At 57.3% G+C, this 15,901-nt stretch carries 19 protein-coding genes and 1 other annotated feature; of the genes, 7 read left to right on the forward strand and 12 right to left on the reverse strand.

Annotation, left to right across the window (positions count from 1 at the left end; genetic code table 11):
* Positions 1–130: 130 nt before the first annotated feature.
* The 7 genes from J3350_RS01835 (at position 131) to J3350_RS01865 (ending at position 6,822) form a co-directional block, all read left to right on the forward strand.
* Positions 131–2,164: an ABC transporter substrate-binding protein gene (locus tag J3350_RS01835; RefSeq protein WP_207685500.1), complete on the forward strand. Its 2,034-nt coding sequence runs from the start codon at positions 131–133 to the stop codon at positions 2,162–2,164.
* Between the two features lie 43 nt (positions 2,165–2,207).
* Positions 2,208–3,158: an ABC transporter permease gene (locus tag J3350_RS01840; protein WP_097792634.1), complete on the forward strand. Its 951-nt coding sequence runs from the start codon at positions 2,208–2,210 to the stop codon at positions 3,156–3,158.
* Positions 3,158–4,099: an ABC transporter permease gene (locus J3350_RS01845; RefSeq protein WP_097792635.1), complete on the forward strand. Its 942-nt coding sequence runs from the start codon at positions 3,158–3,160 to the stop codon at positions 4,097–4,099. Before J3350_RS01840 ends, J3350_RS01845 begins: the two co-directional genes overlap by 1 nt.
* A 22-nt stretch (positions 4,100–4,121) precedes the next feature.
* Complete coding sequence (locus J3350_RS01850; protein WP_097792636.1) at positions 4,122–5,177, forward strand: ABC transporter ATP-binding protein; 1,056 nt, start codon at positions 4,122–4,124, stop codon at positions 5,175–5,177.
* Complete coding sequence (locus J3350_RS01855; protein WP_097792637.1) at positions 5,170–6,111, forward strand: ATP-binding cassette domain-containing protein; 942 nt, start codon at positions 5,170–5,172, stop codon at positions 6,109–6,111. Before J3350_RS01850 ends, J3350_RS01855 begins: the two co-directional genes overlap by 8 nt.
* 169 nt (positions 6,112–6,280) lie before the next feature.
* Positions 6,281–6,550: a type II toxin-antitoxin system RelB/DinJ family antitoxin gene (locus tag J3350_RS01860; RefSeq protein WP_207685501.1), complete on the forward strand. Its 270-nt coding sequence runs from the start codon at positions 6,281–6,283 to the stop codon at positions 6,548–6,550.
* The gene (locus J3350_RS01865; RefSeq protein WP_118551719.1) at positions 6,547–6,822 is read left to right on the forward strand and encodes a type II toxin-antitoxin system YafQ family toxin; all 276 of its coding nucleotides are present in this window, start codon (positions 6,547–6,549) and stop codon (positions 6,820–6,822) included. The genes J3350_RS01860 and J3350_RS01865 overlap by 4 nt, the downstream gene beginning before the upstream one ends.
* A gap of 92 nt (positions 6,823–6,914) precedes the next feature.
* On the opposite strand, the gene gpmI is transcribed toward J3350_RS01865, so the two are convergent.
* The 12 genes from gpmI to rpmG form a co-directional block, all read right to left on the reverse strand.
* Positions 6,915–8,441: a 2,3-bisphosphoglycerate-independent phosphoglycerate mutase gene (gene gpmI / locus J3350_RS01870; RefSeq protein ID WP_207685502.1), complete on the reverse strand. Its 1,527-nt coding sequence runs from the start codon at positions 8,439–8,441 to the stop codon at positions 6,915–6,917.
* Between the two features lie 120 nt (positions 8,442–8,561).
* Entirely contained in the window at positions 8,562–9,332 is a 771-nt protein-coding gene (tpiA, locus tag J3350_RS01875) for a triose-phosphate isomerase (protein WP_207685503.1), read from the reverse strand.
* Positions 9,333–9,422: 90 nt separating this feature from the next.
* Positions 9,423–10,631, reverse strand: a complete 1,209-nt coding sequence (gene pgk / locus J3350_RS01880) for a phosphoglycerate kinase (RefSeq protein WP_207685504.1) — start codon at positions 10,629–10,631, stop codon at positions 9,423–9,425.
* A 252-nt stretch (positions 10,632–10,883) separates the two neighbouring features.
* Positions 10,884–11,087, reverse strand: coding sequence for a PTS ascorbate transporter subunit IIC (locus J3350_RS01885; RefSeq protein WP_097792641.1), 204 nt, complete (start codon positions 11,085–11,087; stop codon positions 10,884–10,886).
* A complete protein-coding gene (locus tag J3350_RS01890) occupies positions 11,087–12,088 on the reverse strand; it encodes an SPFH domain-containing protein (RefSeq protein WP_207685505.1) in 1,002 nt (333 codons plus the stop codon). Before J3350_RS01890 ends, J3350_RS01885 begins: the two co-directional genes overlap by 1 nt.
* 171 nt (positions 12,089–12,259) lie before the next feature.
* Entirely contained in the window at positions 12,260–12,634 is a 375-nt protein-coding gene (gene rplL, locus J3350_RS01895) for a 50S ribosomal protein L7/L12 (protein ID WP_055189512.1), read from the reverse strand.
* 72 nt (positions 12,635–12,706) lie between these two features.
* On the reverse strand, positions 12,707–13,222 hold the full coding sequence (rplJ, locus tag J3350_RS01900; protein WP_097792643.1) for a 50S ribosomal protein L10: 516 nt from the start codon (positions 13,220–13,222) through the stop codon (positions 12,707–12,709).
* Positions 13,223–13,265: 43 nt separating this feature from the next.
* Positions 13,266–13,405 (reverse strand) — a sequence feature (ribosomal protein L10 leader region).
* Positions 13,406–13,526: 121 nt separating this feature from the next.
* Complete coding sequence (gene rplA / locus J3350_RS01905; protein WP_097792644.1) at positions 13,527–14,219, reverse strand: 50S ribosomal protein L1; 693 nt, start codon at positions 14,217–14,219, stop codon at positions 13,527–13,529.
* A gap of 57 nt (positions 14,220–14,276) precedes the next feature.
* Positions 14,277–14,702, reverse strand: a complete 426-nt coding sequence (gene rplK / locus J3350_RS01910; protein WP_005920496.1) for a 50S ribosomal protein L11 — start codon at positions 14,700–14,702, stop codon at positions 14,277–14,279.
* Between the two features lie 131 nt (positions 14,703–14,833).
* A complete protein-coding gene (nusG, locus tag J3350_RS01915; protein ID WP_097792645.1) occupies positions 14,834–15,364 on the reverse strand; it encodes a transcription termination/antitermination protein NusG in 531 nt (176 codons plus the stop codon).
* A 26-nt stretch (positions 15,365–15,390) separates the two neighbouring features.
* Complete coding sequence (gene secE / locus J3350_RS01920; RefSeq protein WP_097792646.1) at positions 15,391–15,642, reverse strand: preprotein translocase subunit SecE; 252 nt, start codon at positions 15,640–15,642, stop codon at positions 15,391–15,393.
* A 17-nt stretch (positions 15,643–15,659) separates the two neighbouring features.
* Positions 15,660–15,809, reverse strand: coding sequence for a 50S ribosomal protein L33 (gene rpmG, locus J3350_RS01925; RefSeq protein WP_005920501.1), 150 nt, complete (start codon positions 15,807–15,809; stop codon positions 15,660–15,662).
* Between the last annotated feature and the right edge of the window lie 92 nt (positions 15,810–15,901).

The raw sequence follows: 15,901 nt of genomic DNA on the forward strand, positions 1-15,901 counted from the left end.
TCTGCGCTCTTTTGTATTCCTCAGCAGTACAGGAGATGCGAAGCTCCCGCAAAGGAGTGGGAAACAAGCAGGACAACGTGCCCTGCACCATGCACCGAAGCACGGAAAAAATTTTAGGGAGGATAACACAATGAACATCAATCACGAGTCTCATGCAATCAGCCGCCGCAGCTTTCTGAAGGCTTCCGGCGTTGTTGGTGCCGCCGGCATCCTGGCAGCCTGCGGCGGCGGCTCCAGCAGCTCCACCGCTGCTTCTGCTTCTTCCGGCGCAACCAGCGCCCCCAACACCACCGGCGCTGCCCCGCTGAAGGAGTTCATTTCCTGGGAGGCCACCAACCGTGAGCTGGAGAGCTGGAACATGCTGTACAGCCAGATGGCTTCCGACATGAATGTCACCACCAACCTGTGGGAGGGCCTGCTGAGCTTTGACTGCTACGGCAAAGCTGTGCCTTCCGTGGCCAAGGAGTGGAGCCACAACGAGGACTCCTCCGTCTGGACCTTCAACCTGCGCGACGATGTCGACTGGGTGGACGTCAACGGCGAGGTCAAGGCTCACCTGACCAGCAAGGACTTCCTCGTGGGTCTGGAGTGGGTGCTGAACGCAGCCAAGAACCAGGCCAACAACACCTCCATGCCCAACGAGACCCTGGTGGGCGCTGCGGACTACTACCAGAAGACCAGCGACATGGGCGACGCTGCTGCCGACCTGACCTACGAAGATATGCTGGCCGCCGGTGTGGGCGTTGAGGCTACCGATGATTACACCCTGGTCTTCACCTGCAAGGCTCCCTGCCCGTACTTCGATACCGTGGCTGCTTACACCAGCTTCTACCCCGTCTCTGAGGATCTGATCACCGAGCTGGGCGTTGAGGGCTTCCGTGCCTGCGACTACACCAACATGTGGTACAACGGCCCGTATGTGGTGGAGGAGTTCATCAGCCAGAACACCAAGAGCTACATCCCCAACCCCAACTACTTTGGTGCAAACGATGTGTCCCGCTTCGACCGCTTCACCGTTACCATGATCAGCGACGGTACCGTCACCTTCCAGCTGTATCAGAACCGTGAGCTGGACGAGATGGATGTGGGCGAGAGCACCCTGACCACCATCCAGGCCGATCCCAACAGCGAGTACAATGCTCAGCTGTGTGAGAAGCGTCCCAAGAAGTACAGCTACCAGATGCACTTCAACTACCAGAAGAACAACGAGGACGGCACCCCCGACGACAACTGGAATAAGGCCATCGCCAACACCGCCTTCCGTCAGTGCTTCTACAAGGGCCTGGAGCTGACCAACTGGTATGCACGTACCAACAAGATCAACCCCCTGAAGTGCGAGAACGACTACTACACCATGCCGGGCGTCTGCTACAACACCCAGGGCCAGGAGTACTCCACCCTGGTCGCCAAGGAGATGGGCTTCGACAAGGAGTCTTATGACGGCAAGACCATGATCCGTCTGCGCGCCAACAATGGCGACATCGCGGACCTGAAGAAGCAGGCTATGGACGAGCTGAGCGCCATCGGCGTCACCTTCCCCGTCCACGCTGCTTACCACATCATCGCCGGCAACTCCACCGCTCTGGACAGCGCAACCGTCCTGAAGCAGTGCTTCACCGACAGCTTCGGCGATGACTTCATCGTGCTGGACATCAAGACCTACGTTTCCTCCATCACCCAGGAAGTCCGCAATCCTCAGCTGCAGAGCTTCGTCATCAACGGCTGGGGCGCTGACTTCGGTGACCCCGTCAACTTCGTTGGTCAGGAGATCCTGCACGACGACAACGCCTACTACAGCTGGTACTACTCCAACATCGCCAAGGTCGTCGAGGCCGGCCCCGCTGACTGGCAGAAGGATCTGGTCGCTGCTTACGAGGAGTTCACCGATCTGGTCAACACCGCAAAGGCCATCGTCGATGATACCGATGCCCGCTATGCTGCCTTCGCAAAGGCTGAGGCCTGCATGCTGAACAACGTTCTGGCCTGCCCCTGCTACTTCGATGTGGCCTGGACTCTGACCCACGCCAACGAGTACAGCAAGATCAACGCCATGTACGGCCCCTGCAACTACAAGGCTGTCAACTGGGAGACCAGCGAAGAGGCTTACACCACCGAGCAGTACGAGGAGTTCGCTGCTGCATTCGATGCTGCCACCAAGGCCTGAGTTTTCCACCGCACCCCAAAATAAAAGTTAAAGGTTCGATAACATGTTAAAATACACGGTTAAGCGGCTGCTCCAGTCGCTTGTCACAATCTTTTTGATCGCAACAGCCGTCTTTTTGATGATGCGCTGTCTGCCGACGGACTACTACTTCACTGAGGAACAGCTCATGAAGTTCACCGATCAGCAGAAGACCGCTGCTCTGGAAGCAGCCGGCCTGACCGACCCCATCCCCACCCAGCTGATCAAGTTCTACAACGATCTGTTGCATCTGGACTTCGGCACATCCCGCCGCATCCAGAACGGTGCATCGGTGGTCAAGGTCATCGGCAAAAAGTTCGGCGTCTCGATGCGCCTGGGCCTCACCGCCTCCGGCATCTCTCTGGTGCTGGGTGTGCTGATGGGCATTCTGCAGGCGGCATTCAAGGACAAAGTGTTCGACTGGATCGGCACGGCTTACACCGTGTTCGTCAACGCAGTTCCTTCTCTGGTTTCGTATTCGCTGGTCCTGGTCTTCGGCTCCAAGTACCTGGGCTTCCCCACGCTGTACTCCACCCGCAATGTGAGTGCGTCCAGCGTGCTGCCCATCACCTGCCTGTCGCTGGCTTCCATTGCAGGCTATGCCCTGTGGACCCGCCGCTACATGGTCGATGAGCTCACCCGCGACTACATCAAACTGGCGCGTGTCAAGGGCCTGAGCTCCCGCGAGATCATGTTCAAGCACGTGCTGCGCAACGCCATGGTCCCCATGGTGCAGTATATCCCCCAGTCCATCCTGCTGACGGTCGGCGGCTCTCTGCTGATGGAGCGCTTCTTCTCCGTCCCCGGCATGGGCCCCCTGCTGACCGACGCCATCCAGCGTTATGACCTGAACGTCGTGCAGACGCTGGTCATCCTGTATGCCGTTCTGGGCATCGTGGGTGTTTTCCTGGGCGACGTGCTGATGATGGTGGTCGACCCGCGTATTACTCTGACCGGAAAGGAGGAAGCTCGCTGATGGCTAAGGCATCGGATTTTGAGGGCAAGAAGCAGGACGAACTGTTCTACTTCGTCGAATACTCTCCGGAAGAAGCCGAGCGCATCGGCTATTCCAACTATTCCTACTGGGGTTCCGTCATCCAGAACTTCCTCAAGCAGAAGGTCGCGGTCTTCTGCCTGATCCTGTTCCTGGCACTGAGCGTGTTCTCCTTCATCGCACTGGCCATTGGCAAGTACGATTACACCACCCTGATCTCGGATACGAGCAAGGCATTCATCAACCCGAACAGCGAATACTGGTTCGGCACCGACAACCTCGGCCGTGACTACTGGTGCCAGGTGTGGTACGCCACCCAGGTCTCCATCCGTCTGGCTCTGGTCGTTGCCGTTGGCGAGAGCATCGTCGGCGTCATCTTCGGCCTGATCTGGGGCTACGTCCGCAGCCTGGACCGCTTCTTCACGGAGCTGTACAACCTGATCGACAATGTGCCCTATATCATCTATATGACCCTGATCGCCCTGATGGTCGGTCAGAGCTTCTGGATCATGGCCATTTCGATGATCGCCATCAACTGGCTGTCCATGGCGCGCCGTGTCCGCAACATGGTCTTCATGTTCCGTGACCGCGAGTACAACCTCGCTTCCCGCTGCCTTGGCACCCCGCTGTGGCGTGTTCTGACCAAGAACATCCTGCCGTATCTGGTCTCTGTCATCATCCTGCGCATGGCGCTTTCCATCCCCGGCACCATCAACCTGGAGTCTACGCTGTCCTACCTGGGCCTGGGTCTTGGCATCGACACCCCGTCTCTGGGCCTGCTCCTGAGCAAGGTGCGCGGCTTCTTCCTGGATTACCCGTACCTGCTGGTCTTCCCTGCATCCATCGTGTCCATCATCTCGATCTCGTTCTACATCATGGGCAACGCTTTGTCGGATGCGGCAGACCCGCGCAACCACGTTTGATAGATTGGAGAGAGAAACGTAAATGGATAGAAAACCGATTATCTCTGCCAAAGACGTGGAGATCACTTTCAGCCTGCGCGGCCGCAAACTGAACGCCATCCGCAAGTGCTCGCTGGACCTGTATGAGGGCGAGACCCTCGCCATCGTCGGCGAGTCCGGCTCCGGCAAGTCCGTGTTTACCAAGACCTTTGTGGGTATGCTGGATGCCAACGGTACCATCACCGGCGGCTCCATCCTGTACGAAGGCCGCGATATGACCAAGTTTACCGAAAAGGACTGGCTTGGTGTTCGCGGTAAGAAGATCGCCATGGTCATGCAGGACCCGATGACCAGCCTGAACCCGCTGAAGAAGATCGGCAAGCAGATCCAGGAGAGCATCGAGCATCACCAGGGCCTGAAAGGCGAAGCCGCCAAGAAGGCCGCCATTGAGATGCTGGGCAAGGTCGGCATCCCCGACCCGGAGCGCCGCTACGAGCAGTATCCGCACGAGTTTTCCGGCGGTATGCGCCAGCGTGTCGTCATCGCCATTGCAGCGGCCTGCCGCCCGCAGATCCTGATCTGCGACGAGCCGACCACCGCACTGGATGTGACCATCCAGGCGCAGATCCTGCAGCTCATCCGCGATCTGCAGAAAGAGCTGGGCATGTCCGTCATCTACATCACCCATGACCTGGGTGTTGTGGCCAACGTGGCAGACCGCGTGGCCGTCATGTATGCCGGCCAGATCGTGGAATACGGCACCGTTCAGGAGATCTTCTACGACGCATGGCATCCCTACACCTGGGCGCTGCTGCAGGCTCTGCCGCAGCTGGGCACCAAGGGTGAGAGCCTGCCCACCGTGGATGGCACTCCCCCGAACCTGTTCAACGAGATCCATGGCGATGCTTTCGCCCCCCGCAACAAACACGCGCTGGCTATCGACTTCGTGGCAGAACCTCCGTTCTTCCAGGTGTCCGAGACCCATGCAGCAAAGACCTGGTATCTGGACCCGCGCGCGCCCAAGATCGAGCGCCCGCACTCCATCCAGAACCTTCGTGAGAAAATGGGAAAGATGGGAGGTTCCAACTTAAATGGCTGAGCGTGAAAAGCTGATTGAGCTGAAAGACCTTCAGATCACCTTTGGCTCTGGCAAAAAGAAATTTGTGGCTGTGGACCATGTCAATTTTGACATCTACAAGGGCGAGACCTTCTCGCTGGTCGGCGAGTCCGGCTCCGGCAAGACCACCATTGGCCGTGCCATCTGCCGCATCAACCCGACCTCCGGCGGCGACATCTTCTTCAAAGGCCAGAAGATCAACGGCAAGATCTCCAAAGAGCTGGACCAGGAGGTCATCCGCAAGATCCAGATGATCTTCCAGGACCCCATGGCATCCCTGAACGAGCGCGCCAAGGTCGAGTACATCGTGGCCGAGGGTCTGCTGAACCACCACCTGTACAAAGATCAGGACGACCTGCACAACAAGGTCATGGATGCGCTGCACGAAGTCGGCCTGCTGCCGGAGTTCGCTTCCCGCTTCCCGCACGAGTTCTCCGGCGGCCAGCGTCAGCGCATCGGCATCGCCCGTGCTCTGGTCATGCAGCCGGAGTTCATCGTGGCCGATGAGCCCATCTCGGCTCTGGACGTCTCCATCCGCGCACAGGTGCTGAACCTGCTGAACGAGATGAAGAAGAGCCGCGGCCTGACCTACCTGTTCATCGCACATGACCTGTCGGTCGTCCGGTTCATCTCGGACCGCATCGCCGTCATCAGCAAGGGCCGTATCGTGGAGCTGGCCGAGGCGGAAGAGCTGTTCCTCCATCCGCTGCACCCCTACACCAAAGCCCTGCTGAGTGCCGTTCCCATCCCCGACCCCGCTCTGGAGAAGAACAAGAAGCTGCTTGTTTATGATCCGTCCATCCACGATTACAGCGTGGAGAAGCCGGTCTGGGAAGAGATCGCCAACGGTCACTTCGTCTATGGCAACCAGCGCGAGCTGGAAGGCTACCGCAAGGAGTACGAAAGCCAGCTTTAAGCTGAACCGCTTTCCGGTATTTTAACACAAATGCCCCGCCGTTTGAGGGAGACCTCAGCGGCGGGGTTTTGTGTTTGACACAGCATCGTCAAAATGATATAATAGCAACGAGAAAGACGCATTCGTTGCGTCTGCATTCTCAACAAGAACCGAAAGAGGTGGAGATACGATGACAACTTTGAATATTCCGATTGACGAAAAAGTCGAAAAAGAAGCGGAAGAGCTGTTCTCTGATTTTGGTCTTGATATTCCTACGGCTGTCAACATCTTTCTGCGGCAGTCCATTCGTGAAAACTGTATTCCCTTCAACATTGAGCGGGAAGTTCCAAATGCCGACACGATTGCTGCCATGCGAGAAGCAGAAGATATGAAAAAACATCCTGAAAAGTATAAAGGCTATCACGATGTGGATGAAATGATGAAGGATCTGTTGGCATGAAATACGAGATTAAGCCTTCTTCACGATTCAAAAAGGATATGAAGCTGGTCAAAAAGCGTGGTTATGACCCCCGACTGATTGAAACTGTCATCAAAACACTTGCCAATGGGGAGCCGCTGGACAAAAAGTACAGAGACCATATCCTCGTCGGTGATTATTCCGGCTTTCATGAATGTCACATTACACCGGACTGGCTGCTCATCTACCAGATCTACGATGAGGAGCTCTATTTGCTTTTGTCCCGAACCGGAACACACAGCGATCTCTTTTAATGATGAAAACAGCAGCGCCCCGCAGGGACCTTCTCAGAAGGCTCTGCGGGGCGCTGCTATGTGATTCAGGAGATCTTCCCGAAAAAGAATGCTTACTCCACGATGATGCTCTTACCGGTCATCTCTGCGGGGACAGGCAGGCCGATATAGGGCAGCATGGTGGGCGCAATGTCGGCCAGGCAGCCGCCCTCGCGCAGCTTCACATCGCCGCAGCCAATGGCCACAAAGGGCACCACATTGGTGGTGTGTGCGGTGAAGGGAGTGCCGTCGGGGTTCTTCATCTTCTCCGCATTGCCGTGATCGGCGGTCAGGAAGGCGCAGCCGCCCGCATCCAGCACAGCGGTGACAACTTCCTTGACGGCAGCGTCCACGGCCTCTACGGCTTTCACAGCGGCCTCAAAGACGCCGGTGTGGCCGACCATGTCGCAGTTGGCGAAGTTCAGGATGATAACATCATACTTGCCGCTCTCGATCCGCTGCTTGCACTCTGCAGCGACCTCCGGAGCGCTCATCTCCGGCTGCAGGTCGTAGGTAGCCACCTTCGGGCTGGGGATGACGCAGCGGTCCTCCCCCGCGTAGGGAGCCTCGACACCGCCGTTGAAGAAGAAGGTGACGTGTGCGTACTTCTCGGTCTCGGCGATGCGCAGCTGGGTCTTGCCGTTCTCGGACAGATACTGGCCCAGAACGTTCTTCAGCTCCACGGGAGGATAGGCAACCTCGCAGTTGGGCATGGTGGCGTCATACTCGGCCATGCAGACGTAGTGGACCTGCTTGCGGCCGCCGCGGCGCTCAAAGCCGGTGAAGGCGTCGTCGCAGAAGATGCGGGTCATCTGGCGGGCACGGTCGGGGCGGAAGTTCATGAAGATGACGGTGTCGCCATCCTGCACACGGCCGCCCTCGCAGGTGACACAGGGCAGAACGAACTCGTCGGTCTTGTCGTTGGCATAGGATGCCTCGATCGCCTCTGCAGCGTTGGCATACCGCTCGCCCTCGCCATAGACGAATGCTGCGTAGGCCTTCTCCTCACGGTCCCAGTTGTTGTCGCGGTCCATGGCGTAGTAACGGCCGGAGACGCTGGCGATCTTGCCGATGCCCAGCGCATCGAGCTTGGCCTGCAGGTCGGCCAGGAAGCCCTTGCCGGAGTGCGGGTCGGTATCACGGCCGTCGGTGATGCAGTGGAGATAGACCTCCTTGGCACCCATGTGCTTGGCCATTTCCAGAACACCGAACCAGTGGTCAGCGTGGCTGTGGACGCCGCCGGTGCCGACCAGGCCCATCAGGTGGATGGCCTTCCCTGCATCGATGGCAGCTTTCATGTTCTTGACGAGGACCGGGTTCTTGAGCATCTCGCCATCCCGGATGGACTTGGTGATGAGGGTCAGCTGCTGATAAACGATGCGGCCTGCGCCCATGTTGGTGTGGCCGACCTCAGAGTTGCCCATCTGGCCGTCGGGCAGGCCGACTGCCATGCCGGAAGCGTCGATGGTGGTCATGGGGTACTTTGCCATCAGAGAGTCGATAAACGGCTTCTTTGCGGCGGCCACAGCGTTGCCATAGGTCTCGTTGGGGGTCCAGCCAAAGCCGTCCATGATGCAGAGCATTACGGGTTTCTTGGACATAAATGGTATCTCCTTTGATTTTGAACTAAAAAGCGCCCGGCTTCAGCGCTTGCAAACGGCGCGGCCGGGCGCTGGGGTGATTTGCAAAAGGCAGTGTGCGATGCGGGGAAGCTCTGTTTCTCAGCCCTTGGTCGCAGCGTTGACGATGACTGCAAAATCCGGAGCCTTCAGGGAAGCACCGCCGATCAGGCCGCCATCGACGTCCTTCTTGCTCAGCAGCTCTTCGCAGTTCTTTGCGTTCATGCTGCCGCCGTACTGCACGGTGGTCGCCTCGGCCACGGCCTCGCCGTATACCTCGCCGATGACCTTGCGGATTTGGCCGCAGACTTCCTCTGCCTGGTCTGCCGTAGCGGTCTTGCCGGTGCCGATGGCCCAGATGGGCTCATACGCGATGACGACGTTGGCCATCTGCTCTGCGGTGACATCACGCAGAGCGATCTTAGTCTGCATCCGGACCAGCTCCTCGGTCACGCCCTCTTCGCGCTGCTCCAGGCTCTCGCCCACGCAGATGATGACCTTCAGGCCCGCGTTCAGCGCAGCCAGAGCGCGCTTGTTGACGGTCTGATCGGTCTCTGCGAAGTACTGGCGGCGCTCCGAGTGGCCGACGATGACGTACTCCACGCCCAGATCCACCAGCATCTCTGCGCTGATCTCACCGGTGAACGCACCGGACTTCTCGAAGTGGACGTTCTCTGCACCGACATGGATGTTGGTGCCCTTGGTCTTTTCCACAGCCGTCACCAGATCGGTGAACGGAGTGCAGATGACGACCTCGCAGGAAGCATGCTTGACGGCGGGGATCAGCTCGTCCACCAGCTTGGCTGCTTCCGAAGCGGTCTTGTTCATCTTCCAGTTGCCTGCAATGATTGCCTTACGCTTTGCCTTATCCATGATCTCTATCTCCTTCTATTTACCTACGTACCAAAAAAGGTGCGGCGGCGCCATGCCGCCGCACCTCGATCCTGCTGTTGCGAGCGCGAATTATGCGTTCTGGATGACAGCGATGCCGGGCAGCTCCTTGCCCTCCAGATACTCCAGAGAAGCGCCGCCGCCGGTGGAGATGTGGGTCATCTTATCGCCCAGACCCATCTGCTGGACTGCTGCTGCGCTGTCGCCGCCGCCGATAACGGTGGTAGCGCCGCTCTCAGCCATAGCCTGTGCCACAGCCAGGGTGCCTGCTGCCAGAGTCGGGTTCTCGAAGACGCCCATGGGGCCGTTCCAGACAACGGTCTTGGAAGCCTTGACGGCCTCAGCAAACAGCTTGGTGCTCTCCGGGCCGATGTCGCAGCCTTCCATATCGGCAGGCATTGCGGTCACGGGCACAACGGTGGTCTCGACGGGTGCGTCGATGGGATCGGGGAAGTCCTTGATGCAGACGGCATCGACAGGCAGGAGCAGCTTGACGCCCTTCTCCTGAGCCTTTGCCATCATCTCCTTGCAGTAGTCCAGCTTGGAGTCATCGCACAGGCTCTTGCCGACTTCGTAGCCCTGTGCCTTGACGAAGGTATAAGCCATGCCGCCACCGATGATCAGAGTATCGACCTTCTCCAGCAGGTTGGAGATGACGTTCAGCTTATCGGCGACCTTTGCGCCGCCCAGGATGGCGGTGAAGGGACGCTCCGGGTCGTTGACGGCATTGCCCAGATACTTGATCTCCTTCTCCATCAGGTAACCGACAGCGGTATCCTTGACGTAGTCGGTGACACCGGCGGTGGAGCAGTGTGCACGATGGCAGCTACCGAAGGCGTCGTCCACGTATGCGTCCGCCAGAGAGGCCAGCTCCTCGGAGAACTCCGGCATGTTCTTGGTCTCTTCCTTGCGGAAACGGGTGTTCTGGAGCAGGACAACGTCGCCGTTGTTCATGGCAGCCACAGCAGCCTTTGCGTTCTCGCCCACGACGTTGTCGTCATCTGCGAACACAACGGTCTTGCCCAGCTTTGCGCTCAGGGCAGCTGCAACGGGAGCCAGGCTGAACTTTGCCTCAGGGCCGTTCTTGGGCTTGCCCAGGTGGCTGCACAGGATGACCTTTGCGCCATCATTGAGCAGCTTCTGGATGGTGGGCAGAGCTGCGTTGATGCGGTTCTCGTTGGTGATGACACCGTCCTTCATCGGGACGTTGAAGTCGCAGCGGACCAGAACCTTCTTGCCGCAGTAATTCTCGTCGTCGATCGTCTTCTTACCTAAACCCATGGTAATAAACTCCTCTCAAATTCTTTTCATCGGAATCGAATTTCACTCGTTATCGGGGCTTGCCTCCCCCGTACACTTCTATTATAAACAAAAACTGTGTGGTTTGCAAGGACAGGCAATAGATAATTTATTAACAAACTTTCCCCGTATCCCGGTGGAAATGTGTCTATTTTGACTGAAAGACGGAGCAACTCCCCTTTTTCATGAAAAAAAGAACCTCTGAAAAGCATTTTTTCCAAAGGTTCCCTTCTCTTATTTGAGATCCAGTTCCGGCGGCAGGTCGATCTCATCCGAGACATACTTGCCATTCTTCTTCCGTTGACGCACACACTCGGTGAGCAGATACTCGATCTGCCCGTTCACCGAGCGGAAATCATCTTCAGCCCATGCGGCAAGGGCTTCGTAGAGCTTTGCGTTCAGTCGGAGCGGGATCTGCTTTTTGGGTTCTGCTGCCATCAGTAGAGGCTGCCGCTGTTCACAATGGGCTGAGCGTCACGGTTGCCGCAGAGCACGACCAGCAGGTTGGAGACCATTGCTGCCTTGCGCTCATCGTCGAGCTCGACCACTTTGTTTTCATTCAGGCGTTCCAGTGCCATTTCCACCATGCCGACGGCACCGTCCACGATCATCTTACGGGCGTCGATGATGGCGCTGGCCTGCTGGCGCTGCAGCATGACGGCTGCGATCTCCGGCGCGTAGGCCAGGTAGGTGATGCGAGCTTCGATGATCTCGATGCCGGCCTCGGTCACATTTTTCTGGATCTCGTCCTGGATGCGCTTGGCCACGACCTCGGACGAACCGCGCAGGCTGCCTTCGTCGGCGATGCCGTCACCGGTGGTGTCCACATTGGGGGCCACATCGTAGGGGTAGACCCGCACGACGTTGCGCAGGGCGCTGTCGCACTGAAGGGACAGGTACTCTTTGTAGTTGTCCACGTTGAAGACGGCTTTCGCGGTATCGGTCACGCGCCAGATGACGGCAATGCCGATCTCGACCGGGTTGCCCAGGCAGTCGTTGATCTTCTGGCGGGAGTTGTTCAGGGTCATGATCTTGAGGGAGATCTTTTTGCCATCCTGCTCCCGGCTCGCCTGCACAACAGGCATCTTCTGGACGTCGCCGCTCTGGCTCAGCACTGTGCCCGCGGCTGGGTTGACGGAGGTGCAGAAGGGATTCACCCAATAGAAGCCCTCCCCTTTCAGGGTGCCGATGTAGTCGCCGAAGAGGGTCAGCACCAATGCTTCCTCCGGCTTCAGCACCTTCAGGCCGCAGAGCAGGAAAATGCCAACGATGCCATAGGCGATGCTCAGCACCAGCAAAATCACGCCCGGCACGTTATGTTCTGCCGTGAGCAGTATCCCACCCAGCACGAACACAATGATGGCCGCAACATAGCCGAGCAAGGTCAGCAGCAGCATCGTCATTCCGTTCTTCTTCGTTTGCAAGATCTTCTCTTCCATGTAAGATCCCTCCTTATCGGGTCTGGAAGTGTTTCTATCTGATATCAAAATCATATCATGTTGTGTTTTATCTGTCAAGAGGAAACAACAAAAAAGGCACCCTCGCCTTTCGACGAGAGTGCCTTTATTTCAAGAATCGAAATTCAAGAAAGAACGTTCAGGGGGATCAAATTACTTGATCTCGACCTTAGCGCCAGCCTCTTCCAGCTTCTTCTTGATGTCCTCAGCCTCAGCCTTGGAAGCCTTCTCCTTGACAGCCTTGGGAGCGCCGTCAACGATAGCCTTAGCCTCCTTCAGGCCCAGACCGGTGATTTCCTTGACCAGCTTGATGACCTGCATCTTGGTAGCGCCAGCCTCAGCCAGGATGACGTCGAACTCGGTCTTCTCTTCCTCAGCGGCAGCAGCAGCGCCAGCAGCAGCGGGAGCAGCAGCAGCAACAGCGGAAACACCGAACTCTTCGCAGTAAGCGTCGATCAGTTCCTTCAGCTCCAGGACGGACAGCTCCTTGACGGAGTCGATGATGGCAGTAATCTTCTCAGAAGCCATGGTAATAACCCTCCAATATAAATGGTTTTGTGTTTGTTGATTTCAGATTGTTAAGCAGCAGTCACGCAGCAATTAAGCAGCGGGCTCTTCCTGCTTGTCGGCATAAGCCTGCATTGCAACGGCCAGACCAGACAGAGTGCTGGTGAGGGCGCCTGCAAACATGGACAGCATGCCTTCGCGGTTGGGCAGCTTTGCGATGGCGTTGGTCTCGGCAGCGTCCATGACCTTGCCTTCCATGAAGCCAGCCTTGACGACGAACTTCTTGGACTTATCGCCATCCTGATACTTGCACAGGATGCGGGCAGCGGACATGGGGTCTTCCTCGTGAGCAAAAGCGATAGCGGTATCGCCCTTGAACTGCTCAGCCAGGCCCTCCAGAGAGGTACCCTTAACAGCCAGACGCAGCATGGTGTTCTTCACGACCATATAATCGACGCCTGCCTCACGCAGCTCCTTACGGAGCTTGGTGTCGTTCTCGACGTTAATGCCGCCGTAAGCGACGACGCAGCCGGAAACCGCACTCTCAAACTTTGCCTTCAGATCAGCGACATAAGCCTGCTTCTCAGAAAGAATCTTTGCACTGGGCATTCGGTTTCACCTCGTTTCAAAAACTTGTATCGAACACTGAAACTCAGGGATCAAAAAAGCCTCTTTCCCGCACTGTGTCCGAGAAAGAGGCATAAAACAACATTATGCGCGTTTCTCGGCAGGCGGCTTAGCCTTACGCTGGGTTCCAGCACCTGCTGTCTCAAAAACAGCATGATTATTTTACCGCAAACGCGCGGTGTTGTCAAGTGCTTTTTTGAAGATTTTTTATTTTCCTCTCTTTGGCTCCCCTAATAGGGGAGCTGGCTGCGCCAAAGCGCAGACTGAGAGGTTTTATTTCTTCAAATTAGACACCGTACTTCAGGGTGTTGAGACGGATGCCAGGGCCCATGGTGGTGGCGATGGTAGCGCTCTTGAAGTAAGTGCCCTTTGCAGCAGCAGGCTTTGCCTTTGCAATGGCGCTCATAACGGTATCCAGGTTGGTGTACAGCTTCTCTGCACCGAAGGAAGCCTTGCCCACGGGGACATGGATGATGTTCTGCTTGTCCAGACGATACTCGATCTTACCAGCCTTGGCCTCGGTGACTGCCTTGCCCAGATCGGGAGCAACAGTACCAGCCTTGGGGTTGGGCATCAGGCCGCGGGGGCCCAGCACCTTACCGAGACGGCCGACGCGGCCCATCATGTCGGGGGTGGTGACAACAACGTCGAAGTCCATGAAGCCGCCGGCGATGCGGGCGATCAGCTCATCATCACCAACGATGTCAGCGCCGGCTGCCTCAGCAGCAGCGGCAGCAGCGCCCTTTGCGATGGCGCAGACGCGGACGGTCTTGCCGGTGCCGTTGGGCAGAACGACAGCGCCGCGGACCTGCTGGTCAGCGTGGCGGCCGTCAACGCCCAGGCGGACGTGCAGCTCAACGGTCTCGTCGAACTTGGCAGAAGCGGTCTTGCAAGCCAGCTCCAGAGCCTCGTTCATTTCATACAGCTTAGAAAAATCGATCTGCTTCGCAGCATCGACATAGTGCTTGCCATGTTTCATTGTATATCCTCCTATGTGGTCATGCGGGCAGTTTTATGCCCTCCCACTGTTGTTGTCTCAGCCCTCGACGGTGACGCCCATGGAGCGGCAGGTGCCACGGACCATGCTGCATGCAGCTTCCAGAGAAGCAGCGTTCAGGTCGGGCATCTTGGTCTTCGCGATCTCTTCCACCTGAGCAGCGGTCAGAGAAGCAACCTTTTCCTTGTTGGGCTTGCCGGAAGCGGTGTTGATGCCAGCGGCCTTCTTGATCAGAACGGCTGCCGGAGGAGTCTTGGTGATGAAGCTGAAGGAGCGGTCAGCGTAAACGGTGATGACGACGGGGATGACATAACCCATCTGGTTCTTGGTACGCTCGTTGAACTCCTTGGTGAAGGCCATGATGTTGACGCCCTTCTGACCCAGAGCAGGGCCAACAGGGGGAGCCGGAGTCGCCTTGCCGGCCTCGATCTGCAGCTTAATGTAGCCAGTAACTTTCTGTGCCATGATAAATGCACCTCCAAAAATCTGTGGTGAGTTGCGGCGCCGTGTAGGCGCCTCCCACGAGCATGTGCGCGGTGCACACGCTCTATAAGAACCGCACTGCGGTCTTACCTTGGTAAACGGATGCCGGTTGGTTACGGCAGCTCGACCTGCGCGATGTCCACCTCAGCGGGCGTCTCGCGGCCAAACATGTTGACCTTGAGCTTGACTTTGAAGCTCTCGGTGTCGATGCCCTCCACAAGGCCCATAAAGCCTTCCAGGGGGCCGGCAGTGATCTGCACGGTGTCGCCGACTTTGAAATCGACGGTCAGCGGAGCTGCCTTCTCGACGCCCATCTTCTCGACCTCCTCAGCGGAGAGCGGGACGGGCTTGGATGCGGGGCCGACGAAACCGGTGCAGCCGCGCGTGTTGCGCACCACATACCAGGTATCGTCGTTCATGACCATCTTGACCAGAACGTAACCGGGGAACAGCTTGTGCTCCACCATACGCTCCTTGCCGTCCTTGATCTCAGGGACCATCTCGGTGGGGACCTTGATGTCACAGATCAGGTCTTGCAGACGGCGGTTCTCGACCATGGTCTGCAGGTCCGTTGCAACCTTATTCTCGTAACCGGAATAGGTATGGACTACATACCAGAGGGCTTCATTGGACTGATCTTCCATTTTTTCAAACCTCCGTTTCAAGATGTTCATGCGCCGATGATCAGGCCCAGGATGCCGCCGAAAATGGCATCCAGCGCGATCATGACAACGGCAGCGATCGCCACGGTGACGAGCACGACGACGGTGTTGGTCTTGGTGTCCTCTTTGGACGGCCACACGACCTTCTTCAGCTCGCTCTTCGTGTCGCGGAAGAACTTCGCAACGCGGTTGCAAAAGCCCTTCACGGCGGCCTTCATTCTGGCCACAAAGCCCGGCTTTTTCTCGGTTTTGTCTGCCATGATGTCGTCCGCCTTTCTTACTTGGTTTCGCGATGAACGGTGTGCTTCTTGCAGAAGCGGCAGTACTTCTTCATCTCAAGACGATCGGGGTTGTTCTTCTTGTTCTTCGTGGTGTTGTAGTTGCGCTGCTTGCACTCGGTGCAGGCCAGAGTGATTTTAACGGTCATTTGTTGACACCTCCATTATAACGGTTGTTTTGAACCTCCCTCGGCTTGCGGGAGCGCCTTCAAAACAGGGCGCACTTAATAACCCCGCAAAA

Source organism: Faecalibacterium sp. Marseille-Q3530, from assembly GCF_017377625.1.
In the GTDB taxonomy this organism is placed as follows: domain Bacteria; phylum Bacillota; class Clostridia; order Oscillospirales; family Ruminococcaceae; genus Faecalibacterium; species Faecalibacterium prausnitzii_E.

Bases quoted from the DNA above. Each gene is read 5' to 3' on its own strand.
- J3350_RS01860 (WP_207685501.1), top strand. From the start codon at position 6,281: ATGACAACTTTGAATATTCCGATTGACGAAAAAGTCGAAAAAGAAGCG.
- J3350_RS01865 (WP_118551719.1), top strand. From the start codon at position 6,547: ATGAAATACGAGATTAAGCCTTCTTCACGATTCAAAAAGGATATGAAG.
- rplL (WP_055189512.1), bottom strand. From the start codon at position 12,634: ATGGCTTCTGAGAAGATTACTGCCATCATCGACTCCGTCAAGGAGCTG.
- nusG (WP_097792645.1), bottom strand. From the start codon at position 15,364: ATGGAAGATCAGTCCAATGAAGCCCTCTGGTATGTAGTCCATACCTAT.
- J3350_RS01885 (WP_097792641.1), bottom strand. From the start codon at position 11,087: ATGGCAGCAGAACCCAAAAAGCAGATCCCGCTCCGACTGAACGCAAAG.
- J3350_RS01840 (WP_097792634.1), top strand. From the start codon at position 2,208: ATGTTAAAATACACGGTTAAGCGGCTGCTCCAGTCGCTTGTCACAATC.
- J3350_RS01835 (WP_207685500.1), top strand. From the start codon at position 131: ATGAACATCAATCACGAGTCTCATGCAATCAGCCGCCGCAGCTTTCTG.
- pgk (WP_207685504.1), bottom strand. From the start codon at position 10,631: ATGGGTTTAGGTAAGAAGACGATCGACGACGAGAATTACTGCGGCAAG.
- tpiA (WP_207685503.1), bottom strand. From the start codon at position 9,332: ATGGATAAGGCAAAGCGTAAGGCAATCATTGCAGGCAACTGGAAGATG.
- gpmI (WP_207685502.1), bottom strand. From the start codon at position 8,441: ATGTCCAAGAAACCCGTAATGCTCTGCATCATGGACGGCTTTGGCTGG.
- rplK (WP_005920496.1), bottom strand. From the start codon at position 14,702: ATGGCACAGAAAGTTACTGGCTACATTAAGCTGCAGATCGAGGCCGGC.
- secE (WP_097792646.1), bottom strand. From the start codon at position 15,642: ATGGCAGACAAAACCGAGAAAAAGCCGGGCTTTGTGGCCAGAATGAAG.
- rplA (WP_097792644.1), bottom strand. From the start codon at position 14,219: ATGAAACATGGCAAGCACTATGTCGATGCTGCGAAGCAGATCGATTTT.
- J3350_RS01855 (WP_097792637.1), top strand. From the start codon at position 5,170: ATGGCTGAGCGTGAAAAGCTGATTGAGCTGAAAGACCTTCAGATCACC.
- J3350_RS01845 (WP_097792635.1), top strand. From the start codon at position 3,158: ATGGCTAAGGCATCGGATTTTGAGGGCAAGAAGCAGGACGAACTGTTC.
- J3350_RS01890 (WP_207685505.1), bottom strand. From the start codon at position 12,088: ATGGAAGAGAAGATCTTGCAAACGAAGAAGAACGGAATGACGATGCTG.
- rplJ (WP_097792643.1), bottom strand. From the start codon at position 13,222: ATGCCCAGTGCAAAGATTCTTTCTGAGAAGCAGGCTTATGTCGCTGAT.
- rpmG (WP_005920501.1), bottom strand. From the start codon at position 15,809: ATGACCGTTAAAATCACTCTGGCCTGCACCGAGTGCAAGCAGCGCAAC.
- J3350_RS01850 (WP_097792636.1), top strand. From the start codon at position 4,122: ATGGATAGAAAACCGATTATCTCTGCCAAAGACGTGGAGATCACTTTC.